This window comes from Desulfofundulus sp. TPOSR (assembly GCF_011393055.1).
Taxonomy (GTDB): Bacteria; Bacillota; Desulfotomaculia; order Desulfotomaculales; family Desulfovirgulaceae; genus Desulfofundulus; species Desulfofundulus kuznetsovii.
The window spans coordinates 329,469-352,547 of sequence record NZ_JAAOEF010000003.1; the positions used below are offsets into that span (position 1 = coordinate 329,469).

The 23,079-nt window shown below is 52.2% G+C and carries 21 protein-coding genes, 1 pseudogene and 2 CRISPR repeat arrays; of the genes and pseudogenes, 15 read left to right on the forward strand and 7 right to left on the reverse strand.

What is annotated here, in order from left to right:
* Positions 1-23 precede the first annotated feature (23 nt).
* The 6 genes from G7K71_RS12440 to cas2 all read left to right on the forward strand — a co-directional run bounded on the left by G7K71_RS12440 (position 24) and on the right by cas2 (position 6,107).
* Complete coding sequence (locus G7K71_RS12440; RefSeq protein WP_166346808.1) at positions 24-965, forward strand: CRISPR-associated protein; 942 nt, start codon at positions 24-26, stop codon at positions 963-965.
* Positions 966-993: 28 nt separating this feature from the next.
* Positions 994-1,728 carry a CRISPR-associated protein Cas5 gene (gene cas5, locus G7K71_RS12445; RefSeq protein ID WP_166346811.1) on the forward strand — a complete coding sequence of 245 codons (735 nt, stop codon included), beginning with the start codon at positions 994-996 and terminating at the stop codon, positions 1,726-1,728.
* Positions 1,716-4,124 carry a CRISPR-associated helicase Cas3' gene (gene cas3, locus G7K71_RS12450; protein ID WP_166346814.1) on the forward strand — a complete coding sequence of 803 codons (2,409 nt, stop codon included), beginning with the start codon at positions 1,716-1,718 and terminating at the stop codon, positions 4,122-4,124. Before cas5 ends, cas3 begins: the two co-directional genes overlap by 13 nt.
* Positions 4,099-4,629: a CRISPR-associated protein Cas4 gene (cas4, locus tag G7K71_RS12455; protein WP_166346817.1), complete on the forward strand. Its 531-nt coding sequence runs from the start codon at positions 4,099-4,101 to the stop codon at positions 4,627-4,629. The genes cas3 and cas4 overlap by 26 nt, the downstream gene beginning before the upstream one ends.
* A 37-nt stretch (positions 4,630-4,666) precedes the next feature.
* Positions 4,667-5,662 (forward strand): type I-B CRISPR-associated endonuclease Cas1b, encoded by a 996-nt coding sequence (gene cas1b / locus G7K71_RS12460; RefSeq protein ID WP_166346820.1) that lies wholly within the window; start codon positions 4,667-4,669, stop codon positions 5,660-5,662.
* A 181-nt stretch (positions 5,663-5,843) separates the two neighbouring features.
* Positions 5,844-6,107 carry a CRISPR-associated endonuclease Cas2 gene (cas2, locus tag G7K71_RS12465; protein WP_166346823.1) on the forward strand — a complete coding sequence of 88 codons (264 nt, stop codon included), beginning with the start codon at positions 5,844-5,846 and terminating at the stop codon, positions 6,105-6,107.
* A 175-nt stretch (positions 6,108-6,282) separates the two neighbouring features.
* A CRISPR array of direct repeats spans positions 6,283-11,225; the repeat unit is 30 nt; unit sequence GTTCGGAGCCTACCTATGAGGGATTGAAAC.
* Between the two features lie 103 nt (positions 11,226-11,328).
* A CRISPR array of direct repeats spans positions 11,329-12,088; the repeat unit is 30 nt; unit sequence GTTCGGAGCCTACCTATGAGGGATTGAAAC.
* A gap of 232 nt (positions 12,089-12,320) precedes the next feature.
* Here the strand turns inward: cas2 and G7K71_RS12470 are convergent.
* Positions 12,321-12,782, reverse strand: coding sequence for an ATP-binding protein (locus tag G7K71_RS12470; RefSeq protein ID WP_313884981.1), 462 nt, complete (start codon positions 12,780-12,782; stop codon positions 12,321-12,323).
* A gap of 472 nt (positions 12,783-13,254) precedes the next feature.
* On the opposite strand from G7K71_RS12470, the gene G7K71_RS12475 reads away from it, so the two are divergent.
* Positions 13,255-15,342: a recombinase family protein gene (locus G7K71_RS12475; RefSeq protein ID WP_166346826.1), complete on the forward strand. Its 2,088-nt coding sequence runs from the start codon at positions 13,255-13,257 to the stop codon at positions 15,340-15,342.
* Between the two features lie 12 nt (positions 15,343-15,354).
* Here the strand turns inward: G7K71_RS12475 and G7K71_RS12480 are convergent, their stop codons facing one another.
* From G7K71_RS12480 to G7K71_RS20260, 3 genes and pseudogenes are all read right to left on the reverse strand, one after another.
* A complete protein-coding gene (locus G7K71_RS12480) occupies positions 15,355-15,708 on the reverse strand; it encodes an ATP-binding protein (RefSeq protein ID WP_243174892.1) in 354 nt (117 codons plus the stop codon).
* Positions 15,705-15,896: a hypothetical protein gene (locus tag G7K71_RS12485; protein WP_166346829.1), complete on the reverse strand. Its 192-nt coding sequence runs from the start codon at positions 15,894-15,896 to the stop codon at positions 15,705-15,707. Before G7K71_RS12485 ends, G7K71_RS12480 begins: the two co-directional genes overlap by 4 nt.
* Before the next feature lie 241 nt (positions 15,897-16,137).
* Positions 16,138-16,290: pseudogene (locus G7K71_RS20260) on the reverse strand (hypothetical protein); the annotation flags it as partial.
* A 235-nt stretch (positions 16,291-16,525) separates the two neighbouring features.
* Between G7K71_RS20260 and cas6 the strand changes: the two are divergent.
* The 3 genes from cas6 to G7K71_RS19095 are packed head-to-tail and all read left to right on the forward strand — an operon-like array spanning position 16,526 to position 17,941.
* Positions 16,526-17,332: a CRISPR-associated endoribonuclease Cas6 gene (cas6, locus tag G7K71_RS12495; protein WP_166346832.1), complete on the forward strand. Its 807-nt coding sequence runs from the start codon at positions 16,526-16,528 to the stop codon at positions 17,330-17,332.
* Positions 17,333-17,356: 24 nt separating this feature from the next.
* Positions 17,357-17,716, forward strand: coding sequence for an MFS transporter (locus G7K71_RS19090; protein ID WP_313885010.1), 360 nt, complete (start codon positions 17,357-17,359; stop codon positions 17,714-17,716).
* Between the two features lie 18 nt (positions 17,717-17,734).
* Entirely contained in the window at positions 17,735-17,941 is a 207-nt protein-coding gene (locus tag G7K71_RS19095) for a hypothetical protein (protein ID WP_207712905.1), read from the forward strand.
* Positions 17,942-18,137: 196 nt separating this feature from the next.
* On the opposite strand, the gene G7K71_RS12505 is transcribed toward G7K71_RS19095, so the two are convergent.
* Together G7K71_RS12505 and G7K71_RS12510 are read right to left on the reverse strand one after the other, a co-directional pair.
* Complete coding sequence (locus G7K71_RS12505) at positions 18,138-18,416, reverse strand: helix-turn-helix domain-containing protein (protein ID WP_072869696.1); 279 nt, start codon at positions 18,414-18,416, stop codon at positions 18,138-18,140.
* Complete coding sequence (locus G7K71_RS12510) at positions 18,413-18,766, reverse strand: type II toxin-antitoxin system RelE/ParE family toxin (RefSeq protein WP_166346835.1); 354 nt, start codon at positions 18,764-18,766, stop codon at positions 18,413-18,415. Before G7K71_RS12510 ends, G7K71_RS12505 begins: the two co-directional genes overlap by 4 nt.
* A gap of 180 nt (positions 18,767-18,946) precedes the next feature.
* Between G7K71_RS12510 and G7K71_RS19900 the strand changes: the two genes are divergently transcribed.
* A complete protein-coding gene (locus G7K71_RS19900) occupies positions 18,947-19,072 on the forward strand; it encodes a hypothetical protein (RefSeq protein WP_279286344.1) in 126 nt (41 codons plus the stop codon).
* A gap of 71 nt (positions 19,073-19,143) precedes the next feature.
* Here the strand turns inward: G7K71_RS19900 and sigK are convergent, their stop codons facing one another.
* A complete protein-coding gene (sigK, locus tag G7K71_RS12515) occupies positions 19,144-19,857 on the reverse strand; it encodes an RNA polymerase sporulation sigma factor SigK (protein WP_166346839.1) in 714 nt (237 codons plus the stop codon).
* Between the two features lie 144 nt (positions 19,858-20,001).
* Here sigK and cobK point away from each other — a divergent pair, with 144 nt between their 5' ends.
* The 4 genes from cobK to G7K71_RS12535 all read left to right on the forward strand — a co-directional run bounded on the left by cobK (position 20,002) and on the right by G7K71_RS12535 (position 23,039).
* Entirely contained in the window at positions 20,002-20,763 is a 762-nt protein-coding gene (gene cobK, locus G7K71_RS12520) for a precorrin-6A reductase (protein WP_166346842.1), read from the forward strand.
* A 24-nt stretch (positions 20,764-20,787) separates the two neighbouring features.
* Positions 20,788-21,459: a molybdenum cofactor guanylyltransferase gene (locus G7K71_RS12525; RefSeq protein ID WP_166346845.1), complete on the forward strand. Its 672-nt coding sequence runs from the start codon at positions 20,788-20,790 to the stop codon at positions 21,457-21,459.
* Between the two features lie 22 nt (positions 21,460-21,481).
* Entirely contained in the window at positions 21,482-22,003 is a 522-nt protein-coding gene (locus G7K71_RS12530; protein WP_166346848.1) for a YqeG family HAD IIIA-type phosphatase, read from the forward strand.
* A 79-nt stretch (positions 22,004-22,082) separates the two neighbouring features.
* Complete coding sequence (locus G7K71_RS12535) at positions 22,083-23,039, forward strand: shikimate dehydrogenase (RefSeq protein WP_166346851.1); 957 nt, start codon at positions 22,083-22,085, stop codon at positions 23,037-23,039.
* The last annotated feature ends 40 nt before the right edge of the window (positions 23,040-23,079 follow it).

A 23,079-nucleotide genomic window follows, 5' to 3' on the forward strand; every position in this document is an offset into this window, starting at 1 on the left:
AAATTACTGGGGAGTGAGAGAAAATGACGGTGGCCACCGGAGAAATTTTATTTGTTAAGTCCGTTAAGGACGGCATTCCAAACAGGGACCCGCTTAACGACAGCGATGCCCGGCGCATCTTTGGAGAAGAAGACGGGCGTATATCCCTTTCCGATGTGAGCATCAAAAGGGATGTACGGGACTATGTCCTGGCCAAATACCCGGATGGCGGTCCCGATAAACGCTACTTCGTCTGGTGCAGGGGAGAGCGTACACCCGAGGGGAAATTGTATGATCGGAATGAACTGGCAGAACTCATTTTAGAACGGGCGGGGCGTAAAAATGAAAAGGATATTGAGGAAGCTTTGCTGGAATCATCTTTTGATGTGCGGGTCTTTGGTGCCGTATTCAGCGTGAAAGACAAAAGTTTCCATAAAACGGGGCCCGTTCAGTTCGGCTGGGCCCACTCCCTGCATCCCGTGGAGACGAAATATGTCCAGGGTACCGTGGTCATGCCCAGTAAAGAACAGGCCGGACAGGGTACCATCTGGACCACTTACATCCTTCCCTTTGCCGTCTTTGCCATGCCGGGGGTAATCAACGCTACCATTGCTCAAGAGAACAAAATGAGTGAAGCCGACGTGGAGTTATTGCTGGAGGGATTGTGGAAAGGCACCCTTTACCGCCAGGCACGGGGGAGAGGGTTGCAGCAGCCCCTGCTTTTAGTTCATGTGGAATACAATGATCCCTTCTTCCGCATCGGTTACCTGGAAGATTATATAACCCTGGAGCCGGGTAGGGAAGCATGGCTGGGTGCCAGCCCCCCAACGCAGCTGTCCGATGTAACCCTGGACGTCAGGGAACTGGCAAAAATAACCGGTCCGGACGGCCCCTTTGCCTCCCAGATTAAGAGGGTTCGCTGGTGGAAAAACCCGGAGTTAAGATTACTGGGCGAGCTTTCCGGCAGCGAGGAAAAGATGTGGTAGGCGCGTCTTTGAAGGGGGTGCCGCAGCATTGACCGATTACCTGAAAGTATTAATCTTTTCCTTACGGGGTAAAACCGCACATTTCCGGCAACCCGATACCATCATCACCCAGGCGACCTATCCTTTTCCACCCCGGCCAACCCTGCACGGGCTTTTAGCTTCGGTTTTGGGGATTAACTTTTCCACAAGGGAAGGAAAGGCCTTTCTCAATGACCGACATTTTATAGGCCTGTCCCTCCTTTCACCTGTACGCACCGTATGTGTGCAGATGTCATTGCTGGGCAAAGGCTTTGTCAGCGGAGAGGGGGATTTTTTTAACCGCCCCACCGTGGTGGAGATGGTGGTTGACCCCCGCTACCGCGTTTACTATGCCGGCAAATGGGTAGAAGAATTATCCGAAAAAATACGTGCCAACAAGAGCGTTTACCACACCTATTTGGGCAGCGCCTACTGCCTTACGTTTCCCGAATACGAGGATACAGTAGAAGCCAGGGTGTTGCAACCTGTGCCCGAAGATCCCATCCCCGTACATACCGTGGTACCACGGGAGCTGACGGCCCACATAGCTCTGGAGGCGGGAGCTGCCTATGCCGCGGCAAGGGCCATGCCCTATCAACATTGCGGCGGAAGAATCTTCGAGAGAACCGTTACGGTGCTTTACGAGGAAAAGGGTGAAACTTTAAAGGTTCGTTTCAAGGAGAAGCCGCCATTTCCTTACCTTGCCGTAGAACTGCCGGGGGGAGAAGTTGCGTGTCTGTGGTGAAGGCTTATCCCTTATCCGAGTGTATCGCCCGTCCTAAGGGACCTGGGGGAGAAGATTATCCGCTGGTCGATCACCTGCTGGCCGTAGCTAATGGTATGGGCAATCCTCAAGAAGACATTTATGACCGTTTACGTTTCCTGGCCGGGCTTTTACATGATGCGGGAAAAAGCCGTTACAACTGGCAGGAGTATATTCGTGGGCGCGGTAAAGGAGTTCCTCACGCCTTTGCCGGGGCCATGCTTTTCGCCGTGTGTTTGGACGAACTCATAAAGAAGTGGGACTTAAAGCTAAAGGAAAAACAGGCCCTCCTCCATCTGGGGGTGGGCCTCATCCACTACCTTTACGAGCACCACGGTGAGATACCCGATATCAATGATTGTTACCCACCCTGGACAGGAAGTTTTGTACCTTCTGATTTAAAAGAGTGTGATCTGGAAGGTGTTCTTGCCCTGGTGAGGGTATATTTCCCGGAGCTAGATGAAAAAAGCTTTTCTTTTGCCGCCCTTGACGAGCGATTGCAAGAAATTAATTTTCGCTGGAAGAACTGGTTTCAGAATGCATGGCGCCATGTAGACAGATTGCTGGAAAGCGGCAACCGTTATGCCGTTGGTGCGCGGCTGTGCCTTCAGCGGGAAAATGCCCGTTTAATTGCCGCCGACCGCTTCCATGCCGCAGGCGTCCGGGTTGATGAACTGTCGGAAGAATATATCTCACCCGACCTGGCCCGCGAGGTGCAAGCCAGGATAGAAAAATTTTGCTCTGCCCGGAAGCAAGTTTTAACAGCGGCCGGGGCCGACCGGATGTTGCTGGGTGCGAGGGAAAAATGGCGGAGAAAGGCGGTAGAGGCATTTGCCCGGGAACGGGGCAATGGTGTGTTTACCCTGGAACTGCCCACGGGATATGGGAAGACCCTCACCTCTTTGAGCATAGCCCTGAAGGCCATCGAATTGGGGCTGTGCAGGCGCATCGTTTATGTAGCGCCATATATCTCCATTCTCTCCCAGGCGGCAGCGGAAATCCAGGGTTCCACGGGTTTAAATGTGATGACCCATCACCATATTTCTACTCTGCAAAGGCTAATGGAAGAAGAGCGGGACGAAGATGTGCTTCTGGAATCATGGCGGGCTCCTGTGGTGGCCACCACGTTCAACCAGCTGTTCCGCGCCCTTTTCCCCTCCCGGGCCCAGCATACCTTGAGGCTTCACGGTTTAAAAGACTCCTTTGTTATTGTGGATGAACCTCAAATTATCAGTGCCGGCGTCTGGAACCTCTTTTTAGCCCTGATGGAGGCAACTACCGCGGAACTGAACACCAAAGTTCTCCTCACTACTGCCACCCTTCCGGAGCTGGAAGGGGGTATTTTCAATTCGGCTGTATCCCTCGGAAAAGCCGAAGTTGTGATTGCCCGCTTCTCCGTAGAAGTCCGGGGTGAGGGGGATGAAGAGTACCTGGCCCGGGAGGCTGTAGAGGCCTACAAGGATTATGGGTCGGTAGCGGTAATCTACAATACCGTTAAGGATGCGGCGGAGGTTTACCGGCGTTTAATAAAATTAGTCCCTGACGAAACTGTTTATTTTCTTTCCGGCAGGCTTACTCCCCTGCATAAAAAGGCGCGTATCGAGGAGATCAGACAGGCGTTGAAAGAAGGTTCCAGGGCCCTGGTGGTTTGTACCCAGGTGCTGGAAGCGGGAGTGGATTTAAGCTTTCGCGTCGTGTTTCGAGCCCTGCCGGTTATACCCTCTGTTGTACAGGCGGCCGGGAGGTGCAACCGTCACGGGGAAGGGGAAACCGGGCGTTTATACGTGTTGAACTTCCTGCGGGGAGGGGAAACTGACACACGTAATTATGTCTATCGGGACCCGGATCAAAGGGAAGTTACAGATAAGTGTTTGACAAACTATCCTGTTTTTTCGGAAGATGAGGCATCGCGGGTGGTGCGGGAATTTTACCGTGAGTGTTTTCGCCGCAATACCCATCAGGCCGTCCTGGAGAAAATCCTGGAAGCTGCCTCGGGCTATTACTCTGCTCCCGCAAATGTGCATCCGTTCGGTCCCGAGGTTCCCGGGTACGGCATCTTTGTACCCAGATGGTGGGGTAAACCACCAGAGATAATTAAGACTGCTTTGCGGAAATTCAATATTTCCCGTCCTGATGAAATCTGGGAGTTGTATGCAGGCAAAGATTTTCTAAGATCGTTAAGCTTTATGGAGAGAAAAGCTTTCATGGGGTTGATGAACCACTTTGTCGTCCAGGTCCCCGCAGAAGTGGCTCAAGAAATCGGTGAGCCTGCTTCCAACAGGTCATTGTTGCGTTTGAGATATGATTCCCGCTACCGGGATGACACGGGCCTTTCGGTGGTGGATATGAAAGATGAGCACGAAGCCTGGTTTATCTGAGCGGTCCGGGGAAATTGGCGTAAGCGGAACGCTGGTTTGGTACTACTACATCTGTCCCCGCCAGGTGTGGTTAATTGCCCACCAGCTTACACCGGATGCGGAGGACGATAACCTGGCCATTGGGCGTTTTATCGGGGAAATGTCTTATGCCAGGGAAAAAAAAGAACTGGCCGTAGGATACAGCAAAATGGACGTTTACCACATAGCCAACGGTGAACTGGTGGTGGGGGAAGTCAAGAAGAGTTCCAAATACCGCCACAGCGCCCGCATGCAGCTGGCCTTTTATTTGAAAGAATTACATAGCCGGGGCATACCGGCACGGGGAGAGTTGCGCTTTCCAAAAGAGAAAAAACGGGAGGATGTGGTTTTAGATGAAAAAACTTTAGAAGAACTGGAAAGGGTGGAGCGGGAAATCCTGCGCATTGTGTACCTTCCACAACCACCTCCACCGTCAAAAAACCGTTACTGCAAAAAGTGTGCTTATGCCGAATTTTGCTGGTCTTAGAGAGTACTATTGATTTTCCCGTCAGGGTGGATGGTGCATGAAGAAAACCTTTTACATTTTTTCCAGCGGAGAGTTTCGCCGGAAAGATAATACCCTTTACTTTGAGACCGAGCAAGGGGAAAGACGATTTATTCCCGTTGAGGATACGGCTGAGATCATGGTCTTTGGTGAAGTAGCAATAAATAAAAAGTTTTTGGAATTCCTTTCTCAGAAAGAGATTGTGCTGCACTACTTCAATCATAATGGATACTACATGGGGAGTTTCTATCCGCGGGAACACCTGAACTCAGGTTATATGACTTTAAAGCAGGCCGAGCACTATCTGGACCTGGAAAAGCGCCTGACCATTGCCCGGTTGCTGGTAGAAGGTGCGGCCAAAAATATTCTGCGCGTGCTGAAATATTACAATGCCCGGGGGAAGCAGGTTGAGGAGCAAATTGAGTCCATACAAAAACTGCTGCCGGCAGTTGGTGAGTGCAATGAGACCGCAGCTCTCATGGCCATAGAAGGGAATATGCGGGAGCACTACTACCGGGCCTTTGATGAAATCATTGGCCTTCCAGATTTCATTTTTGAAGCACGCAGCCGAAGACCGCCGAAAAATTATTTAAATACCCTGATTAGTTTTGGCAACTCACTTCTTTATACGATCTGTTTATCGGAAATTTACCGCACCCATCTAGATCCTCGTATTGGTTATTTACATACTACAAACTTCAGGCGTTTTACCCTGAACCTTGATCTGGCGGAAATTTTTAAGCCGGTAATTGTGGACCGTGTCATTTTCACCCTTTTAGGGCGGAAAATGATTACAGTAGACGATTTTGAGCGCGGCACCGAAGGTATATTAATGAAGGACAAAGCGAAACGCTCCTTCGTGGAGCAATTGGAAGAAAAGCTAAAAACCACCATCAGCCACCGGGAAATAGGCAGGCCGGTTTCTTACCGCAGGTTGATTCGTCTGGAATTGTACAAGCTGGAAAAGCATCTCATGGGCGAGAAAAAGTATGAGCCTTTTGTAGCTACGTGGTGAATATCATTTAGCTTTTTCACCACTGGTATGGGGGCCAAGTGACTTCAATAGCCATAGGGGAGTTTTCCACCTGAAGACCTGCGTCAGGGAGTAGGGGGCCATGTGACTTCAATAGCCATTTTTCGCCCCGAAATGTTTTGGGGCTGAATGGTGCATGGTGTTAGAATGGTGGTGTGCAACATTGTTCATCATTTTAGTCTATGATGTTAACGTGAAGAGAGTAAGCAAGGTCCTTAAAACATGCCGCAAATACTTGCATTGGGTGCAAAACTCTGTTCTGGAAGGAGAAATTTCCGAGGCAAACCTGAAAAAACTGAGAATGGAATTAAGCCGTCTTATCGACAAAGAGGAAGATTCGGTAATCATTTATAACCTGAGAACCACAAAATACTCTACCAGGGAAATTTTGGGTTTAAAAAAGGGGGGAGAAGAACAAATAATTTAGGCATAGCCGGCTCTTTTTTTGTCGTCGACCTTCGTTAGAGTAAAAAAACCTGGGAGGTCGACGACAAATTTTTTCACGGAAAGCCCGGAATACACTTGATCTGAAGCATGAAAGTAGTAAAATAATAGCAAGCGAGGCCAGAAAAAAATTGCCCAATTTTGGTGGCACCCAATTGGTTCGGAGCCTACCTATGAGGGATTGAAACTCTATGTCCCCTCGTCGTATCAATTCATACAAATCTCGTTCGGAGCCTACCTATGAGGGATTGAAACCCGGCTCATGCAGACAAACTGCGGCGGTGGACCAGCACGTTCGGAGCCTACCTATGAGGGATTGAAACCACATACTCTGCATTTTTTCTCTAAAACCGCTATTGTTCGGAGCCTACCTATGAGGGATTGAAACTCAAACACCCGGGATTCACCATTGTCTTTCTCAATGAGTTCGGAGCCTACCTATGAGGGATTGAAACTTACAACAGGAAATTGAAGGACATTATCAGCACGGAGTTCGGAGCCTACCTATGAGGGATTGAAACTTGACCATGGCTTGTAAATTAGCTTTTGTGTTTACTGTTCGGAGCCTACCTATGAGGGATTGAAACCCGTATCTACAAATGGATTCCAGTTTTGCCATGCTCCGTTCGGAGCCTACCTATGAGGGATTGAAACTCTTTTCCTTACAGGGGATTCCACCGTGGAGCCCGGCGTTCGGAGCCTACCTATGAGGGATTGAAACGAAGCAGGGATAAAATGAACTGGGAAAAAGTTAAAAACGTTCGGAGCCTACCTATGAGGGATTGAAACCACAAACCCAACCGGCAGCAACCCGAACGTGGCCAAGTTCGGAGCCTACCTATGAGGGATTGAAACCCCCCTTTCTAAGAGCATCCTCCAGCCGCCGGCACCGTTCGGAGCCTACCTATGAGGGATTGAAACCCGGCTCATGCAGACAAACTGCGGCGGTGGACCGGCAGTTCGGAGCCTACCTATGAGGGATTGAAACCCTGGGGCAGTATTCGGTGATGACCATACCCATCCGTTCGGAGCCTACCTATGAGGGATTGAAACCAATTTCCAGCTGCTGTTGCAGCCTGTGGACCATCAACGTTCGGAGCCTACCTATGAGGGATTGAAACTGTTTTTCCAACGCCGTCCTGGAGCGGCGGGTTAAGTTCGGAGCCTACCTATGAGGGATTGAAACAATTCAGTCACGAATTTTGGATTCCCGACGACCCGGGTTCGGAGCCTACCTATGAGGGATTGAAACTCCCTTTCCTTTACCTTTTCTTTACTCCACCCTTTGGGTTCGGAGCCTACCTATGAGGGATTGAAACTTTTTTCCACCCAGCTGTCAGCCACGTCTTAAACCCGTTCGGAGCCTACCTATGAGGGATTGAAACAAAATTCTTCCGCAGTTTTCCGGGTCGTCAAAATATGTTCGGAGCCTACCTATGAGGGATTGAAACAGCCAATGTGAAAATCTATTGCTGCCGGGTCGTCTGGGTTCGGAGCCTACCTATGAGGGATTGAAACTGGTCTTAGTAAGCTCTTGAATTTCAAAAGCCATACGTTCGGAGCCTACCTATGAGGGATTGAAACGGAAAAAGTTCCATTAATTACCCCTCCTTATTTATGTTCGGAGCCTACCTATGAGGGATTGAAACCAATAAGGCCATAACCCCCACCAGGGCCACTATGAGGTTCGGAGCCTACCTATGAGGGATTGAAACTGCAGGGGAGGGAAGAATGGTAACGGAGCAGGACTTTCGTTCGGAGCCTACCTATGAGGGATTGAAACCCGGCACTTCCGGCCAGACCAGGGTCCCTTTGGTATGTTCGGAGCCTACCTATGAGGGATTGAAACCATCAACCTGTTGGGGAGTATAGCTCGCCCCTTTAGGGTTCGGAGCCTACCTATGAGGGATTGAAACACATCCACTGGTCAGCCCCCCTTACAGCAGGTTGAAGTTCGGAGCCTACCTATGAGGGATTGAAACCTACTTCAATTACAGGAAACTGCCGGACCTGGTAATTGTTCGGAGCCTACCTATGAGGGATTGAAACATAGAGATAATCTTTCCAGGCAAAGTGCTGACTTAGTTCGGAGCCTACCTATGAGGGATTGAAACACGTCAACTTTCCCGATGTTGTTTGCCCCCGCCGGGTTCGGAGCCTACCTATGAGGGATTGAAACATACTATAGAAACATTTGGGTCACGATGAGAGAAGGAAGTTCGGAGCCTACCTATGAGGGATTGAAACCGACCTGGTGGAGACGCGAGGGAAGGAGGTTGCCTGCCGTTCGGAGCCTACCTATGAGGGATTGAAACCCGGTCACCGGGTCGTAGCCGGTAATCGCGGCGGTGTTCGGAGCCTACCTATGAGGGATTGAAACAGAGGGGGTGTCACACCCCTTCTCCGTCACGGCCTTCAGTTCGGAGCCTACCTATGAGGGATTGAAACCATGTAGGTTGTCCAGGGGCCAACCTGGGCTTTGTTTGGTTCGGAGCCTACCTATGAGGGATTGAAACCTCATTTAAAAATCCCCCTATCCAAACAGCCAGGACCGTTCGGAGCCTACCTATGAGGGATTGAAACAAATAGTGCCATCTTCATACCATACAGAAAAACAATGTTCGGAGCCTACCTATGAGGGATTGAAACCCGGCGCCGCGCTTTGCCGCCGCAGCACCGCGCGCCGGTTCGGAGCCTACCTATGAGGGATTGAAACACTTATATGGACAAATTAACCGTGTTGCAACACGTCCGTTCGGAGCCTACCTATGAGGGATTGAAACTTTAAATGCTACCCTTTGCTTAACATTTTGTCTATTCCGTTCGGAGCCTACCTATGAGGGATTGAAACCTGGAACATCCTGACGCCTGACTACATCATATCTATACGTTCGGAGCCTACCTATGAGGGATTGAAACCATTTCGTTTCGGGGGCAGCCACTTTTCCCGCTTACGTTCGGAGCCTACCTATGAGGGATTGAAACTAACATGACACCCGACACAAACGCAATACCCTTCACGTTCGGAGCCTACCTATGAGGGATTGAAACAGATAAATCTATGTCTATTTGTGAATTAAAGGGATACCGTTCGGAGCCTACCTATGAGGGATTGAAACGTGATGAGATACTTTGGGATTCTAAGGATGATTTGGGTTCGGAGCCTACCTATGAGGGATTGAAACATGCTACGGGCGCCGGCAATGTGACTGCTGTTTATGGTTCGGAGCCTACCTATGAGGGATTGAAACATACCGCCGACAAACAGCCTTTATTTCCGTCACGGGTTCGGAGCCTACCTATGAGGGATTGAAACAGGCCTACGGGTGGAGGTGGATGGTGGCGCATGATTAGGTTCGGAGCCTACCTATGAGGGATTGAAACCTACAAGTGCCAGCACCCCCTGATCAGGAGGCCCGGCGTTCGGAGCCTACCTATGAGGGATTGAAACGGAGCCTGATTGCCGTTTTCTACACCATAGGCGGTAGTTCGGAGCCTACCTATGAGGGATTGAAACTTTGAAACAATCCCACCGACCCGCCGTATTTCTCGGTTCGGAGCCTACCTATGAGGGATTGAAACTCTGCTCATTATGTGGAAGTCATGAGGGTATATTGAGTTCGGAGCCTACCTATGAGGGATTGAAACCATCCACCGAGACATCCCCCACACTGTTGCCAAACCGTTCGGAGCCTACCTATGAGGGATTGAAACCTCAATCACTTCCAGAACCATCCCTTCAACCACTGCGTTCGGAGCCTACCTATGAGGGATTGAAACACTGTTGATGAAACGACAAGTTACCCCTTTGAATTGGTTCGGAGCCTACCTATGAGGGATTGAAACTCAGGGGGTGTATTGTATATGGCCGATGATAATAACAGTTCGGAGCCTACCTATGAGGGATTGAAACATAATGGATGAAGTAGACACATATATTTTATAACCGTTCGGAGCCTACCTATGAGGGATTGAAACTCATAACTCCGTTTCCACTGCCGGAAAACGTCCATCAGTTCGGAGCCTACCTATGAGGGATTGAAACCTGGAAGGAATACCGGGCGAAACGGGCGGCTGAAGGTTCGGAGCCTACCTATGAGGGATTGAAACATGCTACGGGCGCCGGCAATGTGACTGCTGTTTATGGTTCGGAGCCTACCTATGAGGGATTGAAACATGGGGAAGCCGTCAAAGTAGGGGATAAGTCAAGCTGTTCGGAGCCTACCTATGAGGGATTGAAACAGTCTTCATGACGCATCCTTTCCAGCTCGGCCAGGAGTTCGGAGCCTACCTATGAGGGATTGAAACTCCTCTGCCCGCCGGCTTCCTGGCCTTCGTCACCGGTTCGGAGCCTACCTATGAGGGATTGAAACCTGGCCAGAAGAGGCCAGCCGGTGGTTGGGGCACGATGTTCGGAGCCTACCTATGAGGGATTGAAACTTCCCTACAATGTGCAGGGCGCGCAGGCGGCATTGCTTGTTCGGAGCCTACCTATGAGGGATTGAAACTACGTGAACGCGGATCCCTGCCTGACGTGTGCAAAGCGTTCGGAGCCTACCTATGAGGGATTGAAACTAATCATGGCCCAGCTTCTTCAGGAAGCCGACCAGAGTTCGGAGCCTACCTATGAGGGATTGAAACCAAGTACTGCTTCCGGCCGGAAGAGGTGTAAATAAGTTCGGAGCCTACCTATGAGGGATTGAAACGAATATGAAATAGTCGGCTGGGGCCTGGACCGGGAGTTCGGAGCCTACCTATGAGGGATTGAAACAACGAAGAATGGATTTAATCCTCCATCATGTGGGATTGTTCGGAGCCTACCTATGAGGGATTGAAACTCCACCACCGCCAGGTTTATCCCCTGGCTGCGCATGTTCGGAGCCTACCTATGAGGGATTGAAACGCAAGGCCTCCTTTCTGCTTGCCGGGATTACGGCTCGTTCGGAGCCTACCTATGAGGGATTGAAACATTTTTCTTCCGGAAAAATCCATGTTATTTCACCCCGTTCGGAGCCTACCTATGAGGGATTGAAACCTGCTGGGCTCTCATAAATTCGGTCATGGCCTGGCTGTTCGGAGCCTACCTATGAGGGATTGAAACTCCTTTTGGTATAACTTCTCCACATTCACAGCTTGCCGGGGCTGTGTTGGGTGGTTTACTTGGTCTGGCTTTTGGTATAACTTCTCCACATTCACAGCAAATAGTTCGGAGCCTACCTATGAGGGATTGAAACATATTCCTGGATTTTTCCTCTTTCATATTTGACTTGTTCGGAGCCTACCTATGAGGGATTGAAACCATATCTCCATATCACGTTGCCAGTCACGCTCAGAGTTCGGAGCCTACCTATGAGGGATTGAAACTGGCGGCCAAAATCCGCCAGTTCCAGCAGAGCGGAGAGGTTCGGAGCCTACCTATGAGGGATTGAAACATAGTTGTGCGAGCCGAATTTTATTGAGGACCGAAAGTTCGGAGCCTACCTATGAGGGATTGAAACAGATATTTTTGTGCAAAATAATATATTGACATTATCGTTCGGAGCCTACCTATGAGGGATTGAAACATGCTGTATTCATAGTTTAAACAGTTATATTCTTCAAAAGTTCGGAGCCTACCTATGAGGGATTGAAACACATCATAAATGAAAAATAATAAGATATAATCACAAGGTTCGGAGCCTACCTATGAGGGATTGAAACCCTTCAGAAGTGGCTTAAAACGGGCATGTCACGTATGTTCGGAGCCTACCTATGAGGGATTGAAACTTGACGATAGCATTGCTAGGCTTTTGGCGAAGGTTAAGTTCGGAGCCTACCTATGAGGGATTGAAACACTGGAGGGGCGCCGATGTGGCTGAGGCCGGAAGAGTTCGGAGCCTACCTATGAGGGATTGAAACGAGTACGAAACCGCACAATCGAATCTGACTTGACTAGTTCGGAGCCTACCTATGAGGGATTGAAACAAACTTGTGCCCGTGGTGGTTATGTCAATCAAAAAGTTACCCACCACGGTAATCAAAAAGGGAACCACCCCTGGGCATAAAAATCCTCTTGAACTAATACTGTCTTCTGCTAAATATAGTAATTTTTTTAGGAGCGAATTCACCTCCTATCGTGATTATGTTCGTTAAATCGCCGGCCAGGAACCGGATTTATTCCCGTTCTCGCCCGGGAATCCACGCGAAAGTCAGCTCATTACCCGGTAACGGAAGAAGCATCCTTTGCGCCCTGCCGACTGAGACTTTCCCGGAACCTGTAGCTTTCCCCGTTAAGTACCAGGATGTGTGCCCGGTGGGTCAGCCGGTCGATCAACGCAGCTGTTAGCCGTTCATCGCCAAAAAGCTCCGCCCACTGGCCGAATTCCAGGTTTGTAGTAATGATTATACTGCCCCGTTCGTACCGGGCGGCAAGCACCTGGAATAAAAGCTGGGCGCTTAACTGGTCAAAAGGAACGTAACCTAATTCATCCTGAACCACAAGGTCGTATTTCAGCCACTGACGTATAAAGCGGTTCAAGCGATTTTCCTGGTAAGCGGCTCTCAGTTCGTTAACCAGTTCGGGCACGGCGAAGAAACGCACCCGGTAGCCCTGCCGGCAGGCTGCCGTGGCAAGACCAATGGCTAGATGGGTTTTACCCACGCCCGTCGAAGCAGTCACATACTGCACACTATCTTGGAGATATAAAGGTTTACTATCCCTGGCACCCGCTTTTTGGGCAGGAACTTAAGGTATACCGGCATCACAAGGAACAAGGCACCCTGTATTACGTAGTACAACTTTCGGATGGTACCTTCACCCACCTCCCGGCCTGGATGGCCAGTGCAGAGATATGCCAAGGCCTGGAGGTTATAGGTACACCCCTGGTCTCCCTTAATTCTCTTATAGCCTTATGGAATATTTTACACCCTGGGCAGGAAAACCCCAGTTTTTCCCGAAGTTCTTCTAAGAGAGCAACGGTTGAAGGAGAGGGCTGTGAAGAACAAAGAAACCGCGCACCAACAGGTGTTTCTATTCGGGGAAAAAAGGATCTGGGATCAATTGCCACCAAAGGTACAGGAGAAAACTCTGGCACTGTGTACCCGGATGGTAATGGAGCTGTTTCGGCGGGCCGAAAGGGAGGTGAAAACGGATGAACCCGAAGATCACCTCTGAACATTTAAGCCACCGGGCGGTAGTATATATCCGTCAATCTTCCATGGAACAGGTACGTAACAACCTGGAAAGCCAGCGGCGCCAGTATGCCCTAAGGGATACGGCTTATGAAATGGGCTGGAGAGAGGTTGAGATTATTGATGAAGACCTGGGGCGTTCCGGTGCTTCCTCGCATAACAGGACAGGGTTTTTAAGGCTTGTAGCCGAGGTTTCCATGAAAGAAGTGGGAGCTGTCTTTTGCCTGGAAGCCTCTCGCTTAGCCCGCAATAACCGCGACTGGGCCCAACTGGTAGACATCTGCTCCCTGGTAGGGACCCTCATTATTGACCATGATGGGGTTTACGACCCTCGTCTTTTGAATGACCGGCTGCTCCTGGGCTTAAAAGGAACCATGAGCGAATTTGAATTGGGTTTGATCCGCCAGCGGGCACTGGAGGCTTTAAAAGGGATGGCCCGGCGAGGAGAACTTTTTACCGTGGTCCCTGCTGGCTATATCCGCACCCGGGACAACCGTTTGGAAAAGGACCCTGACCTGCGGGTACAACAAGCCATTAAGCTCGTTTTTACCAAATTCGCCGAGTACGGCAGCGCACGCCAAGTTCTCCTCTGGTTTAGGCAGGAGGGCATCTCTCTTCCGGTTGTCCAGTATGGGTTGGAGGGTCCCGAGACCCAATGGAGGCTGCCAGTTTACAATACAGTGCTCCACATACTGCAAAACCCAATCTATGCTGGGGTATATGCCTACGGCCGCACCAAAACCGTGGTGCGCACGGTAGAAGGTCGGGCCATAAAATTACGGAGTTACCGGGTCCCGCAGGAGGAGTGGGAGGTATTTATTCCCGACCACCATGAAGGGTATATTACCCTGGCCACTTACGAAAGAAACCAAAAGCAGATACAGGAGAATGCTAGCATGAAGGGCACGTGCAGCCGGGGACCTGCTCGTAAGGGGAAAAGTCTTTTGGCCGGCCTGTTGCGCTGCCGTCGCTGCGGCCGGAAACTACATGTAGCCTATTCGGGCCGCCAAGGGAACGTCCCCCGGTATGCCTGCCGTGGAGCGGCCATCAATCATGGAACTGCCAAATGCCTTTCCTTTGGCGGATTGGCTTTAGACCGGGCCGTAGAACAAGAAGTATTAAAGGCCATTAAACCGGAAGCCCTAAGGGCCACCCTGGCCCGCCAGGAGAGGCTTTACAGCAGTGAAACCGAACACCGCCGGGCCAGGGAACTAGCCCTGACCCAGGCCGAATATGAAGCGGAAAGGGCTTTTCGGCAGTACAACGCTACCGAGCCGGAGAACAGGCTAGTGGCAGCGGAATTGGAACGGCGGTGGAACCAGGCGCTGGAAGAAGTAGAGCGCCTTAAAACAGAACTAAAGAAAGCTCCCCAACATTGTCCTGATCCAGGAGAATTCGCTTATCTCCTCGCCTTAGCGGAGGATTTTCCTCGGGTGTGGCACGACCCCGGCACCGACAAAGCCCTGAAGAAACGGATCGTCCGGACCCTCATCGAAGAAATCTTGGTGGATGTAGATGAAGAACAAGCCCTCATTGATGTCGTTATTCATTGGGCCGGGGGATACCACACCACCCTTAAAGTCAAGAAAAACCGCACCGGCCAGCATCAACATTCCACCAGCCGGGAAGTCGTTGAACTGGTGCGGGACCTGGCTCACGTTGCTTCCGATAGAGAGATTGCGCGGATCCTTAACCGGCTAAAGCTTAAAACAGGTAAGGACAATACCTGGACCGAAGGCCGGGTACGGACGCTAAGGAACTACCAGGATATTCCCGCCTATTCCCCGCAGGAACAGGCCCGAACCGGCTGGCTAAACATGGCCCAGGCCGCCGAATACCTGGGGATTAGCCCCATGTCGGTCCGGCGGTTGCTTTCTGCAGGGATAATTCCAGGGAAGCAAATTGTTCCCTATGCGCCGTGGATTATTAGGAAGGAAGATTTGGACACTGAAGAAGTGAAATCTGCGGTTTCAGCCATTAAAGCAGGTAGGCGGTCTCCGCTACCAGAAGATCCGCATCAAATAAAGTTAGATTTTCCAAGCATGTAGCAAGGAGGGGCATTATGTCGTTGGATCGGTGCTGCCCATGAGAATTATGTTTTCTTTCCGGCGGATAAACTCTCCGCGGGCCAGGCCCAGCACCTGAGTTTTGGATAAGCTGGGCACGGCGCTAAAGTCAAAGCTGTCCAGCGTTTTGGTTACCGGGAAGCAGGCCGCTTTAAGCCGCCGTTTAAGGGATGCTTCTTCCCGGTGGAGAAGCTCTTGTTCCAACACCGCAGCCAGGTAGCGCAGGTAGGAGGCGCCTTGCGCCTGTGCCTCGCGGGACAGCGGGCCGGCCTGGGCGGCCACAGTGGGCAGTTTAAGTGTCTTCGCCAGGTTTTCCACCACCGCCAGTTCGCTTTGTTCATTAATCATGACGCAGCACCTCCCCCGTGAGCCACCAGAAGACGGTCGTATACAGCGGGGGCGGGCATATGAACCTTGCAGTCAGCCAGGTAGGCTGGTATTTGCACCTTCGCTTCGGCAGGCGGAGGCAGGAGAGCCCGCAGGGCGGTTACACTTACCGTATCCATCAGCAGTGCCTGCCCGGCAGCTGCTGCCACCGCTTCTACCCTGCTGGTCCATTAGTTCCAATAGAGCCACTATGTCTTGAGGCGGCCGGGAAGACCTGGCTGCCAGTTGATTGATGAATTGTGCCAGAGGAGCTGGTAGCTTAAGCTGCCGGAAAGGCAGAGTATGCAGCACATAGTTGGGTTTTTGCTTGAGCAGTGGCAGGTAGTGGGTATAGCAGGTGACGGTCCTCTTTCGCTCATAGCAGCGCTTATGTACAGCTACCCGCTCGCCTTCATGGTATATTTCTATCCGGTCTACGCAGGCCCTTAAGGTTAGCGGTAAGTGGGCCCTTCGAGGTCTGCGGCATCGCCGAGATGGTGGGCTGGCTCTTCCATGGGGAGATATGGTGGAGGTGCTGGAGCCGGCCTGGTTGCTGGAGGAAATGCGCGCGCTGGTGGAGAGGGTCGCCCAGGCTTATCAAAACAATACGTAACGGCAATCTTTAGATAACTTGTGAGGTAGAACTGAATCGTTAGCTGCGATTTCTCCTTTTTGTCGGCAATAACATCGGCCCGTGCCTCCTGGTTTTGTGTATTGTTAGGGAAATCTACTTGATTTTTCAGAAACGGTGCACGCCGATGTTGCAGATGAACTTGTTTGGGGGAAGGCTGGTGTTTTCATGCGCCTTATGGTAACCCTGGAAAGCCCGGGGGAAATTATACTTCCCGTCCATTACAACTACCTTTTACAGGCTGCCATTTACCGTCAGATTACCCGGCCGGTCTTGCGGGAGTTTTTGCATGAGCAGGGCTTTGCTCTGGGCCAGCGCCGTTTTAAGTTATTTACTTTTTCACGCCTGATGGGACGGTTGCGGCTTGACCGGGCGGCAGGTAAAATTGTTTTCAAGCCCCCATTTGATCTTGTTGTGTGTTCACCCATCCCCTTTGTTCTGGAGGAGATAGGAAATGGCCTTCTCCGGGAAGGGAACATGCGCCTTGGGGACAGTCTTTTAGAGGTACGTGCTGTTAAAGTGGAGGATGTGGTGGTGCGGTCAAGCCCCATTCTGGTGCGGATGCTTTCCCCGGTGGTGGTGTACAGCACCCTGGAGACTGGAGGAAAGCGCTACACTTACTACTATTCACCTTTTGAGCCGCGTTTTAAAGAGCTCATTTTGACCAACTTGACCAAAAAGTATCTTTTGATCTTCGGGCGGCCCGGGGATGGGGAGGGTTTTGATATCTCGCCGGTCCGGGTAAGACCTTCCGACCTGAAAATCATGGAATACAAGGGAACGGTTATTAAGGGGTGGATGGGTACATACAGGCTTGCTGGGGATCCGCAGCTTTTAGAGGTAGCCCTTGATGCCGGACTTGGAGGGAAAAATTCCCAGGGGTTTGGTTGTTGTACGGTAGAGGGGCGGTGCGGTGGGGAGCCTCCTTCGGGGAACAAACAGGGTTTCGGCATGTTCCGCGTCGTGTCCCGTTAAAGGTGATGAGTCTTTTCTGCCGGTATCGGGGCCGCTCTTTTGAATTTCATGACCCAGTATGTCATTGTATTTTTGACGCCCTTTTTCCTGCAGCATGTAATGGGGTATTCTGCCGGTCGTGCGGGGACGATCATGACCGCTTTTCCACTGACGGTGCTGGTGGTCGCCCCTGTTGCCGGCGCACTATCGGATAAAATCGGCCAGCGGGGTCTGGCCTTTACAGGATTGTTGATCTGTACCATCGCCGCCCTGGCCATGGCGGGGTTAAATCAGCAGTCCGGTCCTGTGGACGTCGCCTGGCGACTGAGTATGTTCGGCCTGGGCACGGGGCTATTCCAGTCCCCTAACAACAGTGCCGTAATGGGCTCCGTGCCCCGCTTCTGACTGGGCATTGCCGGGGGAGTGCTGGCCGCTACCCGGAACGTGGGAATGGTGCTGGGTATTGCCCTGGGCGGCGCGATACTGACGGCCCGGCAGTCCACCCATTTGGATCTGGGCCGGTCTGCTGCCTTTCTGGCCGGTCTACAGGAAGCCTACCTGACGGCAATGCTTCTTTCCCTGATCGGTACTCTGGTATGTCTTTGGGCCGGACCGCCCAGGTCTGAGTGATCCCTACTTTTAAACAGAAGACGTGCGGGGACTCCTGGAAGCGGGCGTGCGGATGCGGTAAAATGAGGTAAAATCAATGAGAAAGGGGTGATGCTGCTGCTGCTGAGGTTTTTCTGGTTCATTCATCTTACTGGCGCTCTTCATCACCTTCATGCCAGGCCTGCGCCCGGTGTGGGTTTTCCTTGTGGACGCTTGTTCAGTTGTCGCATTTTAGCGACACTTCGATTTTCGCTTCCAGAGCTTTCGCGACTTTCTTTAAAAACCGAAGGGAGGGGTTATAAGTTCCGCTTTCTAGCCTGGCGATAGCCGACTGACAGGTGCCGACTCTACGGGCGAGTTCGGCCTGGGTCATTCCCTTTAATTTCCGCTGTTTAATGATGGCCCTGATAAGCTGGTATTCCGGTTCCAGTTCCTCGTAAGCTTGCCGGAAAGCCGGATCTTCCATCAGTTCGTTTTTTAAATCGCTCCATTTCACTTGTTATCACCGGTCCTTCTTTTGTAGTCTTTCATCCTTGCAATGGCGGTATTCAGCTCTTTAAGCGGCGTTTTCGGGGTCTTCTTGGATAAGGCGTGCACCATAATCAGGGTGTTACCTTCGATGAAAAACAGCAGTCGGAACGTCTGCCCGCCGAACGGCACGCGCAATTCCCAAAGGCCGTCGCCCAGGTGTTTAACGTAAGGCATCCCGATCTGCGGGCCGAATTCTTCCAGGAGGTCGATGGCCCGGGCAATTTTCGCCTGTTCTTTCGGCTGCAGCGACACAATAAAATCGGCTGCCGGTTTCCTGCCCGAAGCGCTTTTGTAAAATTCAACTTCCCAGCGCATGGAGCAACCTTCTCTGGTATAACGTATATGTTATAATTGTAAACCGCAAAATCTGTCTTGTCAATGAAATTCGGGGAGGCCTGCCGGATAAGCCAGGTAGAGCTGGTAACCCATGTCGAGAGGCACGGCTGAACCGGCAGGAGTCAGCAGAGAGCATAGTACCCTGGGGGTCATAAACTCGTGGACTTTGATGGGGAGGCTTTGCGCCAGCTGGGCCGGGAAATTTTCAACAGGTACCTGAGTGAGCAAACCTTAAACGATCTCCTGAACCGGTACTTCCGGGCGTTGGAGAAACTGATGAACTGACAACCATTGCGAATTAGCAAAAAAAACAACCCTGTTTTGGGTTAAGGTTTTAGGTCCCTACGGGAAATTTTCTATGGTGCAGGGGGGCTTTCTTTTTTCATCTCCCGGGTTAACTTGTAGAGGGCTTTCTTTTCAATACGGGACACATAAGACCTGGAAATTCCCAGCTTCCGGGCGACTTCCCGTTGAGTTGCACGGATGCCACTGCTTAAACCAAACCGCAGGGTCAGAACCTTTTTTTCCTGGGGGCTTAGCTGGCCAATTCTTTCCAGCAGGTGTTTTAGTTCAAACTGGTTTTCAACTATTTCGGTTACTACTTCCGGGTGTGTACCCAGGATTTCGATCAGGGCGATTTCATTGCCATCCTTATCCACGCCCACGGGATCGTATAAAGAGACCTCCTGGCGAATTTTTTTGAGCAGTCTTAGATGCATGAGGATTTCATTTTCTATACACCGAGCAGCATAGGTGGCCAGGCGGGTTCCTTTCTTGGGATCAAAGGAGTTGATGGCTTTAATAAGTCCGATAGTTCCTATAGAAATCAAATCGTCCGTGTCCTCACCCGTGCCCTCATACTTTTTCACTATATGCGCTACCAGGCGCAGGTTGTGTTCTACCAGAACAACCCGGGCCTTTTCGTCTCCCCGGGCAGCCAGGTTTAAGTAGTGTGCTTCTTCTTCCTCAGACAACGGCTGCGGGAAAATGTTACTGGCTATATAGGAAACCAGGAGCAATAAACCGTCGACCAGGGACAAGCAGAGCAAAGCCCAGAGGCCGGAAAACACGCGCCATCCCCCCAAACCGGCTGCACCGGGTAATCAGTAGATAATATGGAACGGTTGAATTTACTGTGCCTGTCCGGCGGATTGTGTGTTGGTGTAGCAGGACTTGGTGGACCACAGGTCGAAGTATGTTTCCAGGTGAGTGCAATGATTTTAGTTCTTTACGGAACTGCGGAGGCCCGGGAACTAATATCTTTGCTCAGTGCCGGTGGTTATCCGGTACTGGCTACCGCCCTGACGGCCTATGGGGGTACCATGGCCGGCATGGGTGGGGCGGTGGAGGTGCTGCCGGCTCCGGAAAGTGTGGCTGATCTGGCGGGGCAGATGAAGCAGCGCGGTATTGCCCTGGTGGTGGACGCCACCCACCCTTTCCCGGGTCCCCTGTCCGAAATGGCCCGGGCGGCCTGCAATAATTTGCAGGTGCCATATGTCCGCTATCAGCGTGAAGAAACCACCCTGCCGGATGATCCGCTTATTCACCCCGTGGATTCCTGGAATGAAGCGGTACATGCAGCCGCCCGGCTTGGGGATACTATTTTTCTCACCACGGGCAGCAATAATTTGGAACTTTTTGTGCGTTCTCCGGTCATGAAGGGAAAACGGCTGGTGGTCAGGGTACTGCCGGACCATCGCATAATTAAAAAATGCCAGGATTTAGGCTTTTTGCCCCGGGATATCGTTGCCCTGCAGGGACCTTTTTCCACCCGTTTTAACCGGGCCATTTTTCAGGCCTACAAGGCGGATGTCATTGTAACCAGGGATAGCGGCCGCACCACCGACACCAAGATCAAGGCCGCCCTGGCCTTAAAGCTGCCGGTGGTAATCATCAAGCGTACGCCACCGGCGGAAAATAATATGGTTTATACATACGAACAGGTACTCCGTCTGGTACAACGGTATCTGGGATAGCCTGACCGGGAAATGGGGATGAGAATGAAGCATGGGGAAGGGGTGGGACCTGCCGGTCCCCCCTCTGAATGCAACATACCGGCCGTGGGCGGTGATCGCTGTTCTGCCGGAACGGTTACGGGGGTAGTCCTGGTGGGTGGGGGCAGCAACCGCATGGGTGCCAACAAGGCGCTGCTTCCCTTCGGCCGGGAAAGGTTGTTGGACCGGGTCGTGGCCCGGGTGCGGGAAGCCTTTCCCCGGGTGATACTGGTGAGCAACGACCCCGCCAGCTATAATTACCTCGGCCTGCCGGTTATCAGGGACATTTACCCCGGGCGGGGGCCGCTGTCCGGCATTCATGCCGCCCTGTCAGCCGTCGCCACCCCTTACATATTTGTGGTGGCCTGTGACATGCCCTTTGTCGATCCCAAACTGGCCCTTTACCTGGCCCGCCAGGCACCGGGGTATGATGTGGTGGTGGTGCGGGACGGCCCTTACCTGGAGCCCCTTTTTGCCGTTTACGGCAGGGGTTGCCTTGAGCCTGTCGAGTCGATTTTACGCAGGGGTTTGCGGGCGAGGGTAGTGGACTTTTTTCCCGCCGTGCGGGTAAAATATATTGAGCGCGAGGACTTGTCGGATTTTGCCGGCGTTGATAAAGTGTTTATGAATATAAATACCCCGCGGGATTTGGAACGGGCGTTGCAGTTCCTGGAGTAGCCTGATTGTAGAGGAGAACGGAATGTTCAAGCTGCTTTACCCCAAACTGTATGTGGCCAAACTTTTCGATATCGACCTGGCTGAACTGCAAAAAAAGGGTATTTGCGCCATTCTTCTGGATCTGGACAACACCATTGTTCCCAGGGATCAGGATTGTTGTCCCGGCGAGATAGTGCAGTGGATAAAGAAGGCAAAAAATCACGGGTTCAAGCTTTGTATTGTGTCAAATAATTCCCCGGCGCGGGTTCAAGCGCTGGCATCAAGCCTGGCCATACCGGCGGTTTACCGGGCGGTTAAGCCTGCCAGGCGTCCTTTCATTCAAGCCATGAAACTGCTCGGGGTGGCCCCCGGCCAGACTGCCGTCATTGGTGACCAGATTTTTACCGATATGCTGGGCGGCAACCGTTTGGGCCTCTATACCATCCTGGTGGCTCCCCTTCCCGGTCGTGAATTCTGGGCCACACGGCTCTTCAGCCGCCGGCTGGAAAAATTAATTCTTTGCCGTTTGAACCGAAACAAGCCGGGTGGCACGCTGGCCCGCTAGCTTCTAAAAAAATGGATGTCCGAACGGAGCGGGCACGTGCAAACCCCAGGCGAGTACTATTTCAGGACAGGTGGTCCCCGTGAGCGAACTGATTAGCGGTCGCACCAGGGTTTGCGGCCTTTTCGGCTTTCCGGTGGAACATTCCTTTTCGCCGGCCATGCACAATGCGGCCTTCAGGCATCTAGGCCTGGATTTTGTCTACGTGGCCTTCGCCGTGCCTCCCCGGGAGCTGGAAAGGGCGGTGGCCGGGATCCGGGCGCTGAACCTGGCCGGGGTCAATGTGACCGTACCCCATAAAGAGAAGGTTATACCTTACCTTGATGAGTTGACCGCCGGGGCCCGGCTGGCCGGGGCGGTGAACACCATCGTTCACCGGGACGGGCGCCTGGTGGGACACAATACCGACGGGGCCGGTTTTGTGCGCTTTCTGACTGATGACGCCGGGTTTAATCCTGCCGGCAAACGGGTACTGCTCCTGGGAGCCGGGGGCGCGGCCAGGGCGGTGGCCGTCCACCTGGCCCTGTCCGGAGCTGCGCAACTGCTGGTGGCCAACCGCACCCTTTCCCGGGCGGCAGAACTGGCCGCCCTGATCAATGAAGAGACACCCGCCCGGGCGTGGGCCGTGCCCTGGCCGGCGAAAGACGACCGGGTTTTACCTGAACGACTCGAGAGGAAGCCGCCGGGCGGCCATGACCCTGAAGAGGGAGAGGGCACTTTCGTTCTGGATACAAATGACGGCAATATTAAAGAACTGGCTGCCCTGGTGGATCTGGTCGTTCAAACCACGCCGCTGGGCATGCACCCCCGGGAGGACACCTGCCCGGATTTCCCTTTTGACTGCCTGCGGCCGGGCCAGGTGGTGGTGGACCTGGTTTACAACCCGCCGCGCACCCTCTTTATGGAACGGGCCGCCCGTTCCGGCGCCCGGGTATATAACGGCCTGGGCATGCTGCTGTACCAGGGGGTACTGGCCTTTGAACTGTGGACCGGGGAGGAGGCCCCGGTAGAAGTAATGCGCCGGGCGTTGCCTTTTTAGCACTTTATTGTATTGCCAACGGCAGGCAAGTATTATTTTC